This is a genomic window from Paenibacillus oceani, assembly GCF_014705615.1.
In the GTDB taxonomy this organism is placed as follows: domain Bacteria; phylum Bacillota; class Bacilli; order Paenibacillales; family NBRC-103111; genus Paenibacillus_AB; species Paenibacillus_AB oceani.
On the sequence record NZ_JACXJA010000023.1, the window covers coordinates 1 to 13,369 of the forward strand.

Sequence of the window (13,369 nt, forward strand, 5' to 3'; positions counted from 1 at the left end):
CTATTAAAAAATAGTTCCATTACTTTTCATTACACAAATTTCCCATCATTCAAACCATCTTTTTTGAGGTACCTAAGTAGTTACCTCAAATCGCTCTTATTATGGGAAAATAAACTATTTGTTGAAGAATAAGAGCTGCAAACTGCTCTTATTGGGGAAATCTGGTGCCATGCCCTAGCCAGAACTGCTATATCCCCGCATACCCTCCAACCACGGCCGCTCTCCGAACCAAGAAACATTTCACAAATATGCATACCCCCGAACCAAGAAGGCTACTACTCCGCAAACATACACATACGCCTCAAACCCGTCTAGCTCCAAATCAGAACCCGCTCGCCCCAGCCCCTCATGTACCTCGAACCACGGACGCTCCCCTAACCAAGAAACACCCCGCTAGTGCGCATACCTTCGAACCAAAAAGCCACTACTCCGAGACACAGATACGCCTCAAACCCGCATCTAGCTCCAAATCAGCACCTGACCGCCCCAGCCCCTCACATACCCTCGAACCACGGCCGCTTCCCGAACCGAATCTGCCCCGACCAACAAGCATTCGCCTCAACCAGTCTCGATGCCGCGTCCCGTCTGCCGCCCCGGTAATCTATAAGCCTACTATTTTTTTAGTATATGGAAATATTTTGGCATCTGGCGGAATAGAGTAGGATAAGCCCCTTTCCCGATAAACGGGTCAACAAGATGGCGATTGTGAAGTAAAAGGAGGTTGCTTGTTCTGCATGATTACTAGATCCCCGTACGTTTCGCCGGACGATCTCTATTTATTCAATCAAGGCCAACTGCTTCGGGCATACCGGAGCTTCGGCTCTCATCTGTGCGAGCTGGACGGACAAGGCGGCACAGCCTTTGCCGTATGGGCTCCGAACGCGCTGGAGGTGCGGGTCGCGGGGGAGTTTAACCGCTGGGACGGCACGAACCATCCGCTGACCCCCGCCGGGACGACGGGCGTGTGGACCGGCTTTGCCGCGGACGTCGGCGAAGGCGCGCTGTACAAATACGAGCTGATCGACGCGGAAGGACGAAAACGGCTCAAGGCCGATCCGTTCGCGTTCCAGTCGGAGCTGCGTCCCGGAACGGCTTCGGTCGTCGCCCGGCTGGACGGCTACGAGTGGCGGGACGAGCAATGGTTGCAGCACAAACAGCAACATCCGCCGTACGAACGCCCGATGCTTATCTATGAAGTGCATCTCGGCTCGTGGAGGCTTGAGGCGCCCGAACAGTTCCGGACGTATGCGCAGCTGGCTGATGAATTGGTAGACTACGTCTGCTCGATCGGCTATACCCATATCGAACTGCTGCCGCTGACCGAGCATCCGCTCGACCGGTCGTGGGGCTATCAGACGACCGGGTATTACTCGGCTACCAGCCGTTATGGCCCGCCCGAAGGACTGAAGCTGCTTGTGGACCGCTGCCATCAGAGAGGGATCGGCGTCCTGCTCGACTGGGTGCCCGGCCATTTCTGCAAGGACGATCACGGACTCCGGCTGTTCGACGGTACCCCGCTGTACGAGGATTCCGATCCGAGACGGGCGGAGAAGCCGAACTGGGGAACGCTCGCCTTTCACTTCGGCAAGCCCGAGGTACAAAGCTTTCTTTTGTCGAACGCCTTGTTTTGGCTCGACGTTTATCATATCGACGGCTTCCGGGTGGACGCGGTCGCCAGCATGATCGATTTGCATTTCGACAAGCCGGACGGGATGCGGACGTGGAACCGCCATGGCGGAACCGAGCATCTGGAGGCGCTCGATTTCTTGCGCCGGCTGAACGAAACGGTGTTCGGCCACTATCCGGACAGTCTGATGATCGCCGAGGATTCGTCGGCTTGGCCGGGCGTCACGTCGCCGACCTACAAGGGCGGCCTGGGCTTCAACTACAAGTGGAATATGGGCTGGATGAACGACATGCTCCGCTATATGGGGACCGATCCCGCCGATCGTCCGGCCTGCCACACCCTGACGACGTTTCCAATGATGTACGCCTACTCCGAAAACTACGTCCTGCCGCTTTCCCACGATGAGGTCGTGCACGGCAAACGGTCGCTCCTGCACAAAATGCCTGGCGCTTATGAAGAAAAGTTTGCGAATTTGCGGCTGTTTTACGGGTACTGGTTTTGTTTTCCCGGCAAAAAGCTGCTCTTCATGGGCGGCGAATACGGCCAATTCGACGAATGGAAGGACGACGCCGGTCTGGACTGGATGCTGCTCGATTACCCGCTGCACGCTGCCATGAACCGGTATATGCACAGGATGAGCGAGGTGTACGCTTCTCTTCCTCCGCTCTGGGAGCTGGACCATTCCCCGGAAGGGTTCTGCTGGATCGATCCCGATAATGCGGAGCAAAGCGTCCTCTCGTTCGTCCGGTACAGCCGAGAGGAGGGGCGCCATGTAGTGGCCGTATGCAACTTCTCGGGCCGCGCTTATTCCGATTTCCGGATCGGCGTACCGGCTGCGCCGGCTTACCGGGTGTTAATCAACAGCGACGCCGCCGAATACGGCGGCCGCACGACCGCCGCTTGGCCCCTGGTCAAGACGGAGCGGACGAAACGGAATGGACAGCCCGTCAGCTTGACGCTGAACGTGCCGCCGCTCGCCTTTATCCTGCTTGAGCCGCTCCGGTCCGCCGGCAGGCAGCGCAAAATGAACCAATAACCCCCCGAGAGGAGAATCGATATATATGCGACGTAACGAATGCATCGCCATGCTGCTGGCCGGAGGGGAAGGACGCCGGCTGGGCGTATTGACGAAAGATTTGGCCAAACCTGCGGTCCATTTTGGAGGGAAATACCGGATCATCGATTTTACGCTCAGCAATTGCGTCAATTCCGGGATCGAGACGGTTGGCGTGCTGACCCAATACCAGCCGCTCGTGCTGAACCGGTATCTCGGCATCGGCACTCCGTGGGGGCTCGACCGGCGGGAAGGCGGGATGCACGTGCTCCCTCCGTTCGTCCGGCAGAAGGGTGGCGTGTGGTACAAAGGGACGGCCAACGCGATTTCCCAAAATATCCGGTTTATCGAGCGGTATGATCCCGAATACGTGCTGATCATCTCGGGGGACCACATCTACAAGATGGATTACAATGAACTGCTCCATACGCATAAAACAAGCCGTGCGGACGCCACGATCGCGGTCATCCAGGTGCCTTGGGAGGAGGCGAGCCGGTTCGGCGTGTTAAGCGTCGACGAAGACGGAAGGATCGTCGAATTCGCCGAAAAACCGAAACAGCCGAAGAGCAACCTGGCCTCCATGGGCGTATACATGTTTTCCTGGCGGGCGCTTCGCGAGGCGCTCCTGCAGGATGAGTCGGACAGCGGCTCCTCCAACGACTTCGGCAAGGATGTCATTCCGGCGCTGCTGCGAAACGGCTCCCGATTGTATTCCCACCGGTTCGAAGGATATTGGAAGGATGTTGGCACGATCGACAGTTTATGGGAGGCGAATATGGATCTGCTCGAAGATAAACCGGCTCTGGACCTGTACGACCGTTCCTGGCGCATCTACTCTGTGAATCCGAACCGCCCGGCCCAGTACATATCGCCATATGCCAGCGTGGAAAGCTCGCTGATCAACGAAGGCTGCGTCGTGGAAGGACGCGTGAGCCGCTCCGTCCTGTTCCACGGGGTACGGGCCGAGGCGGGCTGCCTGATCGAGGATTCGGTCATTATGCCCCATGCGGTTATCGGCAAAGGAGCGACGATCATCCGCGCGATCGTCGGAGAGGGCGCCGTCGTAGGCGAAGGATTGACAGTCGGCAGCTACGATTCGCCCGAGATCGCCGTCGTGGCCAGCGGGGCGGATATCGGGGAAAAGTTATCTCAAGAGGAGGCGAAGCCGGTATGAAACATTTGATGATGGGCGTCATCAATCTCATTCACGAGCAGGAGGAGATGGGGCCGCTGACCGCGGGCCGCTGTCTCGCCACCGTTCCGTTCGGCAGCCGGTATCGGCTTATCGATTTTGTATTGTCCTCGATGGTGAATTCGGGCATTTCCAACGTCGCCGTGTTCGCCCACACGAAATACCGTTCACTGATGGACCATCTCGGCTCCGGCAGCAACTGGGACTTGCATCATAAGCAGAGCGGGCTGTTCGTGCTGCCGCCGGCGATCGAAAATCAGACGGACTTCGGCCGGGGCGATCTGTATCATTTTTACCGGCACCGCGATTATTTTACGCGTACCCCGCAGGATTACGTCGTCATCGCCCGCAGCCATATGGTCTGCAATATCGACTTTACGCGCGTCCTGGAGCAGCATCGGGAACGGGGCTCGGATATTACCGTCGTCTGCAAAAGAGAGCCGGGACCGCTGCCCGGATTGTGCCGGAAGGTGAAACTGGACGAAGCGGGACGCGTGCTCGATATGCAGGATCATTTCGGTCGGCTCGAGAGCGACGTCGTCTCGATGGAGATGTACGTGCTGCACAAGGAGCTGCTGCTGAATCTGGTGGACACCTCACTTGCCCAAGGGCGCGATCATTTTGTCGGACATGCGGTCATGTCGCGGCTCGGCGAGCTGAACGTACACGCCTACATGCACGATGGCGTACTTGGCGTCGTCAATACGATCCCGGCCTATTACCGGCACAATATGGAGCTGCTCCAGCCCGAAGTGTGGAACGAGCTGTTCCAGCGGCCGGGGCCGGTCTATACGAAGGTGAAGGACGAGCCGCCAGCCCGCTACCACCGCGGCTCCGAGGTGGCGCATTCGCTGATCGCGAACGGCTGCGAGATCGAAGGCACCGTGTACGGCAGCATCTTGTTCCGCGGCGTCAAAATCCGCGAAGGGGCGGTTATCAGCAATTGTATTATTATGCAGAACGGGATTGTCGGGGCAAGCGGTTCGCTGGAAAACTGCATCCTCGACAAGGAAGTGAGTATCCGTCCGTTTCAGGGACTCAAGGGTTCGGCGGGTACGCCATTTGTCGCGGGCAAGCGGAACGTCATCTGAATCGGATCGGCCGCCGGGCCGCCGCGGACCATTATTACGCGGCGGCTGCCGGCATACGGAGGAGGGATTCCATGAACGTCTGGTTCGTAGCCTCGGAGGCGGCGCCGCTCGTGAAGACGGGAGGACTGGCCGACGTTGCGGGGGCGCTGCCCAAAGCGCTGGGCTCGCTCGGGATCGACGTCACGGTCGTACTGCCGAAATACGGGGCGATTCCGGCTTCCTATACGGTGTCCAGCGTCCCGCGCGGACATTTCCGCGTGTCGCTCGGCTGGCGTTCCGTCTATTGCGGGCTGGAGGAGCTAACTGTGGACGGAGTGCGGTTTCTGCTGATCGATAACGAGACCTATTTCAAGCGCGACCAGCTGTACGGTTATGGAGACGAAGCGGAACGATTCGTCTTTTTCAGCATGGCGGTTCTGGAGGCGATGGCAAGGTGCGACCGGCTGCCGGACGTGCTCCACTGCCACGACTGGCAAACCGGTCTCGTGCCCTTTCTGCTGCGCACCCGGTATTCGTATCTTCCGCAGTTCCGCAGCATCCGCACCGTGTTTACGATTCATAACCTGCATTATCAGGGCGTGTTCGGACGGGAGCTTCTGCAGGATCTGCTCGGGGCGGGCGACGACATGTTCGGACAGGACGGTTTGGAGTTTTACGGTGCGGGAAGCTGCATGAAAGCGGGGATCCGCTACGCGGACAAGCTGACGACCGTCAGTCCTTCCTATGCGGCGGAAATTCAGAGCCCCGAATACGGGGAAAGGCTGGACGGACTGCTCCGGCAGCGGGCCGGAGATTTGACCGGCATCGTCAATGGCATAGATACAAGCAGTTACGATCCCTCCGGCGATCCGCACCTGGCTGCGCCGTATTCGCGCTCGTCCGTCGGCAAGCGGCTCAATAAGCGGCCGCTCCAGCAGGAGCTGGGGCTTCTGCCGGACGAAGAGGTCCCTGTCATCGGCATCGTCTCCCGGCTGGTCGCCCAGAAGGGGCTTGAGCTGATCGGCGAGGCGCTGCCCGCTCTTATGGCTGAGGACGTGCAGCTTGCCGTACTCGGCTCCGGCGACGCCCGCTATGAGCGAATGCTGCTTGACGGGGCCGCTGCCTACCCGGGCCGGCTGGCCGTGCGGCTTCGCTTTGACGAAGGGCTGGCGCGGCGGATCTATGCCGGTGCGGACCTGTTTCTGATGCCGTCGCTGTTCGAGCCGTGCGGGCTCAGTCAACTGATCTCGCTGCGTTATGGAACGGTGCCGATCGTACGGGAAACCGGGGGGCTGCGCGATACGGTACAGTCCTACAACGAATACACCGGAGAAGGGAACGGCTTCAGCTTCGGGCCGGCGGCCGCCCATGATTTGGCGTATACGGTGCGGCGGGCGCTGTCGTTGTACCGGGACCGGGAAGCATGGGAGCGGATCGTGCGCAACGGGGAGTTGTCGGACATCGGCTGGGAAACGTCTGCCGGACTTTATGAGGAGCTGTACCGGGAGTTGTTGAAGGGATAGACCGGCTGGTCTTTTGTCCATCTGCCAGAACGTTTAGGTTCTTTACCGTGCCAAAGTGAAAGGAAGGGACGGGGTTCCCTTACTTGTCGTTAGAGAACGTATATTCAGGTTCGATCGATGACTAACGAATCGGATCGTGCTTATGGCTGAAAAGTGACGTTAGTGCAGACTTAACGAATCCAGGTATCGTTATCGAACCGAAAGCGGAAAAAAACGATCCAATTTGCGGGGAATAACATTACAAGAGTTCGTTACAAATTCAAACGTCCGCATTCGGCTCCGATAACGAATGCTGGGTTCGTTAGCCATACCACCGCATGAAGACAACACGACTTGAACAGCGGTTGGAGTCGCACCCTTTTCCTTTCGACGGGCTGTCGTATGGGTTTGAAGACCAAGACCGAAGGAGCTGTCTCCAAAGTTTTTTTACGATTTCGCGAGGCTCACTTCAAGTGCGAGTTCAAAAAGTCCGGTTTTAGGCACCGAGAAGATGGGATGAAGCTGGGAAATGAGGAGCGGAGCGTAGTGGAAGCTTTTGTGAGCGCGGGAAGTTCCCGCTGAATTCCATATTCGATGTCGATGCAGGCTTCCTGAGCGGCTTCGTGATCAAAAGTGGGCTTTTTGAAACATCCTCTTGGAACCGGTTTTCCTCAAGAAAAAGGACTTCAGTCTCCACTTATCGTGGAAATTGAAGTCCTTTCGTTTAAAAGTGGAGAAATCCCCCTGTCAGGAGACCGCTCCCGGGACGGCCCTTTTCATAGTTGCTTACCGGCGGGCGCGGACTGGCGCTACGCTTATCCGCCGGCTGATCGGCCCGCAAGCCGCATTCCGCCGCTTGTCCGCACAAGACGCGGCACGATGGGGGAAGGTGGCGACCCGGTCGGCCGATACCTCATAAAATGTCCAGCGGATGCAAATAAATGGCAAGCATGGAGGCGGAGGGTATGTAACAATGTACCCGTATATTTGTTTTTTCATGAAATGTAAGCGTGTTCATCAAAATCGAAGGTAGGGGGATTCGGATGATCAGATTACGTTTTGCATCGGTTGCGTTGTCCGTTGCGGTGGCGGGAGCATTGGCTGCTGCGTGCAGTCAAGGGCAGGAGAAGGAGCCGGAACAGGCGGCTCCGGCAGCAAGCAATCCCGTTGAAACAAATGTAAGCGAATACAAGGGAGGCCCGGCCGAGCTGCTCATTCAGGATATCAACTCGGGCACGACAGACGAGCAGTTTCAGAAGTTTTTCGTCGAACCGCTCAAAGCCAAATACCCCCAAATCACTCTCGTGCAAACCCGTGAGACGCTGGATAAGCTTCTGGCGGCGGGAACGCCCCCCGACATCGTGCTGGTCAGCAACGCCGGTCTGGGCACTGTGCTTGAGGCCGATATCCCCGAAGATTTGACGCAAATGATCAAAACGCACAAAGTGAATCTCAGCTCGATGGAACAGGCGGTCGTTCAGCAGACGGAGCGGCTCGGCGACCAGAAGGCGTTTTACGGAATGCCGTTCGCGATGAATTACGGTGCGATGGTGTACAACAAAGATATATTCGACAAGTTCGGCATCGCCTATCCGAAGGAAGTCATGACTTACGAAGAAGCGCTGGAGCTCGGCAAAAAATTAACCCGCGTCGACGGCGGCACGAACTATATCGGCATTATGCCGCCCGATTTGAGACAATTGTACTGGCAGTACGGCGTGCCGGTATTCGACAAGTCGAAAAACAAATCGGTGCTTACTACCGACAAGCATGCCCAGGTGTTCTCGATGCTGAAGCAGTTTTATACGATTCCCGGGTATGTGGAAGGCGGGAAATACAGCCACTCGGTCGACCTGTTCTTCAAGGAGCAGCGGATGGCGATGTATCCGAACTGGGTGTCGGCGATCATCACTTTTTTCTCCCGGTCCGGGACGAAGGATGCGTTCAAATGGGATGTCGTCGCTCATCCGGGCTACAGCGACAAGCCGGGGCTCGGCAAAGAGGTCGATTACCACATGGCGGTCGTCAACAAGTCGGGCAAGCACAAGGAAGCGGCTTATCAAGTACTGCTCAGTCTGATCAGCGAGGGGGTGCAGACGAAGCTTAGCAAAGCCGGCCGTCTCTCGATTTTGACGAATAGCGAGATCCGTAAAGTGTATGGCGAGGAAAGCGAGATTTATAAAGGGAAAAACTTGCAGTCGATCTTTAAAGTATCGCCTTCGCCGCTTCCGGACGCGTCCAAATATGACGCCAAAATCAACGCCCTGCTGATCGGGGAAGTGACCAAAAGCGTCGTGATCGACGCCACCGACATCAATACGGCGCTGCGCAACGCCGAAGAGAAGGCGAACAAGGAAATTGTCGTACCGTAAACGGTAAACGGATTCGGTGCGCTCGCCGCGCGGCTACCGGACCGGTATGGCCGCGAAGCGTTTCGGCGCGCTGCGGTAGAGAAGGGTGGTCAGGACGAATCGCCGATTGTACGTTCAGGGACGAGTCTGCGCATATATTCGCGCGGGGTACAGCGGTTGATCCGCTTGAACAACTCGTAGAAATGAGCGGTGTTCGCGATACCGATCCGCTCCGATATTTCCGTAATGCCGATGTCCTCGGTGAGCAGAAGCCGCTCGGCTTTGCGGATCCGCTGCACGTTGATGTAGTCGACGAACGACAGGCCCATCACCTTTTTGAAATATTTGGAGAAGTAATGATAGCTCATGTTCATCATAGCGCTAACCTCGGACATCTGAATTTTCTCGGATAGTCGTAGGTTGACGTAATCGAGCACGGGGCGCAGCGAAGGAGCGTTCGCCTGTTCGTAGGGCACCGCCGCATGACGGAAGCTGTCATCATGCCGCAGCAGAGTCAGCAGCAACTGCCGGACCTGCAAACTGACGGCGATTTCGTAACCGATCGATTTCCGTTCCAACTCTTGAAAGAGGAGAAGGATAGTCCGGGTAAGCTCGGCTCTCATCTCCTCTTTTTGTTTGATTTGGCCGTTCAGCGAGCAGAGGGGCCGGTCGATTTCGGAAAAATACCGGAAATGCATAAGTAGTGCCGGGTCAAAGTAAGGCTGGAGGTCGAAATGAAGCACGAGATAGGCGAGTTTGTTCTCGTCTGTTTTCCGTGTGATATGAGGCTGCATAGAGCCCACCACGAACACGTCGCCCGGGTCCAGCCGGTATAGCTGATCTTGCACGCGGATTTCCATGCTGCCTTCCTGCATGTACAAAAATTCCAGCTCTTTATGGTAATGCCAGCGAGGGTTCCAATTGACGTGCGTATACGTTTTGACGACTTGCCAGATGTGAATGCTCAGTACATTGTTCATATACCGGATCGGTTCGTCGTACGCGTCGTGGTTCATCGCTCGTTCGCCTCCCCTAACAAAATTGGATAGAAATTGAACAAAAGCTGTTCTATCGCCAAGCCTCACGCGTGAGTTAACCTTTTCTTGCTAGCCATTATAGAGCCGCAGCGCGGTTTTATCAATGAGAATGACGGAATGACTTGCAGAAGGGGGAAACCGTATGAGGAGGAACGGATGGAACGGGTTGAACAGTCTCGGGGCGGTGGCGATCGCAGCAGCGGTACTGAGCGGCTGCAGCGGGGGACAGACGGGAAGCGAAGCGGCCGGGAGCGAAGGGGGGAAGGCGACCATCGATTCCGGCAATACGGGTCAAACGGCACAGACGACTGGCGGGTCAAAGGAGGTCGCGTTTTTTACGCAGCTCGGCGATACGACCGCCAATTTCGATTACCGGATCGGGGACGCGCTGCGTAAAAAATTTCCCGATTACACGATTACATTCGTAGAGAAGCCCAGCGGCAAAGACGTGGCGGAATCGATTGCGGCCGGCGTAAACTTCGATATTTTTTACAGCTCGATCGGCAATTTCGAGGATGTCGTTTTACCCTACGATCTAGCCTATGATATGAGCGAGCTGGTGCAAAAGCACGCCATCGACCTTAGCGCGATCGAGCCGACGATATTGGACGCGGTAAGGCAGGCTTCGGGCGGCAAGCTGTACGGGCTGCCGGTATACAACAACAACTTCGTTCTTTATTACAACAAAACGATCTTCGACAAATTCGGCGTCCCGTACCCGAACGACGGCATGACATGGAAGCAGACGCTGCAGCTGTCGGCCAAGCTGACCCGCGAGGAAAGCGGCGTTTCGTATTTCGGGTTCGGTCAGAGCACCGTCCACACCGTCCGGCTGAATCCGCTTTCGATCCCGAATGTAGATCCGGTTACGAACAAGCCTACCGTGAATACCGATCCGCGCTGGAAAACGTTTTACCAAACGTTTTTCCTGCCGTTCGCCCAAGACACGCTTTATCAGGCTTATACGGCCAAAACGAACAAAACCCCGGATCTGAACAGCTTTGTTACGGAGAAAAACACAGCGATGTTTCCGTACTTGTCGAGCCTGATCTATGTCTGGATCGATCAGTTGAAAACGCTTGATTGGGATATGGCTGCGCTCCCTTCATTTCCGGATGCTCCGGATACCGGCTCGGTTTCGTATCCGACCTACTTCGGGGTCGTGAAGACGTCCAAAAACAAGGACGCCGCCGCCGAGGTGCTGAAGTACATGATCTCCGAGGCATTTCAAACCGAGCTGGCGCAAAAGGCGATCATGCCGGTGCTTCAGGACCGCAGCGTTCAGGCGCGGATTGGCGAGTTATCGCCGTTTAAGGATAAGCATCTGCAGGCGATTTTTGCCAAAAAGCTCGCTCCTGTCGCGCCGAAGACGATGTACGACGGCGAGGTGGCGACGATCTACCGGAACCACGGCGTACTGATGCATACCGGCAAGGTCGACCTGAACACCGGGCTGCGACAGGCGGAGGAAGCGGCTCAGAAGGCGATCGATGCCAAAAGGAAATAACTGCTGCGATAAAAGACGGGGGCGAACCTTAATAGGGCTGATTAAATGCCCGAATACGAAAGGCGGGAGAGCTCCATGGATCAGCAGCAGGGGATGAGCCGAAGAGCGGTGCTGGCCGGAATCGGGATGGCCGGCTTGTCGCTCGGTCTCGGCGCGACGATGGCCGGAGGCGCTTCGGTAGCGGATACGGTATACGGTCAGGCGGGAACGATCGGCAACAGGCTTGGTCATGGGAATGGAAACGGAAAAGGAAACGGACATCCGGAGGGAGGGGCGGAGCTTTCCGATTGCGGCGACGGCTGCCGCGTCTTCGTATCCGGATTTACGTACGAGGACGTGCAGGCTTCGCTCGACGCGGCGGATGGCAAGACGATATTATTCGGTCCCGGTGTCTATACGCTGAGCGGCGGAACGCCGGTCGTCGGCTCCAATACAACGGTGCTCGCCTGCGGCGAGGTTGTAATCGTCCAGCCCAATACGGGCAAGCATGCAGCGTTTGCGATCGCTCCGGGCAGCGAGAACATTACGATCGACGGCTTCGATCTTCGCGGACCGTGGTATGGGACCGGCGTGCCGGACTGGGTGAACGGCGATGTCGACAGCGCGCTGTGGAACGCCTCTTATGCGGAAAATATCGGCATCGATATCCGCGGACGGTGGTATCAGCGCCAGGTGCTCGGTTATCCGCCGGCCCAGATGCAGGCGCTGACCGATGTGAGCCGTCATATAACGATCCGGAATTGCAGAATCGAAGGGTTCGGCCAGTCCGCGGTCATTGCTGATCAGATCGACGATTTTACCGCCGCTCACAACAGGATTCGCCGCTGCGGCCGCGACGGAATCCGGATGTACGGGGTAGTGAGCGCCCATATTTATGCCAATACCGTAAGCCGGTTATCACCGGGATATGACGGCGCGAAACCGAATTACAACGTATACGGCATTACAGCGACGCGCCTGTACGGGAGCTCTTCCGTTCCGGACCCGAATCTGTCGGTCGGTCGGCCGTCCCGCGATGTGGACATCATCTGCAACCATGTCGAGCTGTGCTCGACGTGGAAGGGGCTCGATACGCACGGCGGCGTCAATATCCGCTTCATCGGCAATACGGTGCGCAATTGCTATATTGCGATCGGCATCGACAAAGGCGGCATTCACGATGTGCACGGCAAAGCGCCGGGGCGGGATCTGACGGTGAACGGCAATACGTTAGTGTGGGACGGCGATTCGCCGTATCGGCGGGCGGCGGTTGCGGCTTACGGACATGACGCCTCGGACGATTTGATCGGCCGCAATCTGACGGTTTGCGGCAACTATATAACCGGATACGGGGGGAATGCGACCGACGGGGCGGTCAGCGTATCGAACTTTGCAGCGGTTTCCGTAACCGGCAACGTGTTTACCGACTGTCTGCGGTCTGCTCTGACCTTGTTTAATACGGTGATCGATTTTACGATTACCGGCAATGTGATCGACAATGTGGAGCTGACCGGCTATAACGTTGCTTACGGAGTCATCGTCCAGACGAAGCGGGCTACGGGGACGGTGGAAGGCAATACGATTCGCAACCGGAATCAGGCAACGATGAGCGCGGGCGTATCGCTGCAGACGCCCGACCCCGGCTTCGGGGTGAAGGTGGGCCGGGACAACGTGTTCTCGGGGGTAATGAATGCCAAGGTGAATACGGCAGGAAACGAAGCGGGCGGTTCCTATTTTCTGACGCCGCACGCCTACGCGAACATGGAGCTTACTCCGTCCGGAGCTTCCATTCTGGCAGGGAAAGGAATCGCTGCCGCCCTCCGGACGGCGGTCGGTGAAGTCGAGATAACATTAAAGGAGGCGCTCTCCGGGAATCAGACGGTTATCCCTCAGATTACGGTAAAAAACGGGGCGGGTATTGCCGCCTCGGTGTCCGCGGTCACGTCAGGGGGATTCAAGGTGTATGTCACGGACGCCCAAGGCGCTGCCGCCGATTCCGGGTTTTATGTCACCGTGCACGGATATTGACAACAGCCGGCCGCGGCGGGGA

8 protein-coding genes are annotated in these 13,369 nt (G+C 57.1%); 7 read left to right on the forward strand and 1 reads right to left on the reverse strand.

Translation table 11 applies throughout. The features are described from left to right. Positions 1–734 precede the first annotated feature (734 nt). The 5 genes from glgB (at position 735) to IDH45_RS17815 (ending at position 8,817) form a co-directional block, all read left to right on the forward strand. A complete protein-coding gene (glgB, locus tag IDH45_RS17795; RefSeq protein WP_190929477.1) occupies positions 735–2,663 on the forward strand; it encodes a 1,4-alpha-glucan branching protein GlgB in 1,929 nt (642 codons plus the stop codon). 25 nt (positions 2,664–2,688) lie between these two features. Then, entirely contained in the window at positions 2,689–3,855 is a 1,167-nt protein-coding gene (locus IDH45_RS17800) for a glucose-1-phosphate adenylyltransferase (protein WP_190929478.1), read from the forward strand. Beyond that, the gene (gene glgD, locus IDH45_RS17805) at positions 3,852–4,964 is read left to right on the forward strand and encodes a glucose-1-phosphate adenylyltransferase subunit GlgD (RefSeq protein ID WP_190929479.1); all 1,113 of its coding nucleotides are present in this window, start codon (positions 3,852–3,854) and stop codon (positions 4,962–4,964) included. The genes IDH45_RS17800 and glgD overlap by 4 nt, the downstream gene beginning before the upstream one ends. Before the next feature lie 71 nt (positions 4,965–5,035). Continuing rightward, positions 5,036–6,466, forward strand: coding sequence for a glycogen synthase GlgA (gene glgA / locus IDH45_RS17810; protein ID WP_190929480.1), 1,431 nt, complete (start codon positions 5,036–5,038; stop codon positions 6,464–6,466). Between the two features lie 1,022 nt (positions 6,467–7,488). Beyond that, positions 7,489–8,817, forward strand: a complete 1,329-nt coding sequence (locus IDH45_RS17815) for an ABC transporter substrate-binding protein (RefSeq protein WP_190929481.1) — start codon at positions 7,489–7,491, stop codon at positions 8,815–8,817. A gap of 89 nt (positions 8,818–8,906) precedes the next feature. On the opposite strand, the gene IDH45_RS17820 is transcribed toward IDH45_RS17815, so the two are convergent. Next, the gene (locus IDH45_RS17820; RefSeq protein ID WP_190929482.1) at positions 8,907–9,812 is read right to left on the reverse strand and encodes a helix-turn-helix domain-containing protein; all 906 of its coding nucleotides are present in this window, start codon (positions 9,810–9,812) and stop codon (positions 8,907–8,909) included. A 163-nt stretch (positions 9,813–9,975) separates the two neighbouring features. Between IDH45_RS17820 and IDH45_RS17825 the strand changes: the two genes are divergently transcribed. Together IDH45_RS17825 and IDH45_RS17830 are read left to right on the forward strand one after the other, a co-directional pair. Continuing rightward, positions 9,976–11,340, forward strand: coding sequence for an ABC transporter substrate-binding protein (locus IDH45_RS17825; RefSeq protein WP_190929483.1), 1,365 nt, complete (start codon positions 9,976–9,978; stop codon positions 11,338–11,340). Between the two features lie 75 nt (positions 11,341–11,415). Further along, positions 11,416–13,347 carry a right-handed parallel beta-helix repeat-containing protein gene (locus IDH45_RS17830; protein ID WP_190929484.1) on the forward strand — a complete coding sequence of 644 codons (1,932 nt, stop codon included), beginning with the start codon at positions 11,416–11,418 and terminating at the stop codon, positions 13,345–13,347. Positions 13,348–13,369 lie beyond the last annotated feature (22 nt).

Excerpts from the sequence above, each read along its gene's own strand:
- IDH45_RS17820 (WP_190929482.1), bottom strand. The coding sequence starts at position 9,812 with ATGAACCACGACGCGTACGACGAACCGATCCGGTATATGAACAATGTA.
- glgA (WP_190929480.1), top strand. The coding sequence starts at position 5,036 with ATGAACGTCTGGTTCGTAGCCTCGGAGGCGGCGCCGCTCGTGAAGACG.
- glgD (WP_190929479.1), top strand. The coding sequence starts at position 3,852 with ATGAAACATTTGATGATGGGCGTCATCAATCTCATTCACGAGCAGGAG.
- IDH45_RS17800 (WP_190929478.1), top strand. The coding sequence starts at position 2,689 with ATGCGACGTAACGAATGCATCGCCATGCTGCTGGCCGGAGGGGAAGGA.
- glgB (WP_190929477.1), top strand. The coding sequence starts at position 735 with ATGATTACTAGATCCCCGTACGTTTCGCCGGACGATCTCTATTTATTC.
- IDH45_RS17830 (WP_190929484.1), top strand. The coding sequence starts at position 11,416 with ATGGATCAGCAGCAGGGGATGAGCCGAAGAGCGGTGCTGGCCGGAATC.
- IDH45_RS17815 (WP_190929481.1), top strand. The coding sequence starts at position 7,489 with ATGATCAGATTACGTTTTGCATCGGTTGCGTTGTCCGTTGCGGTGGCG.
- IDH45_RS17825 (WP_190929483.1), top strand. The coding sequence starts at position 9,976 with ATGAGGAGGAACGGATGGAACGGGTTGAACAGTCTCGGGGCGGTGGCG.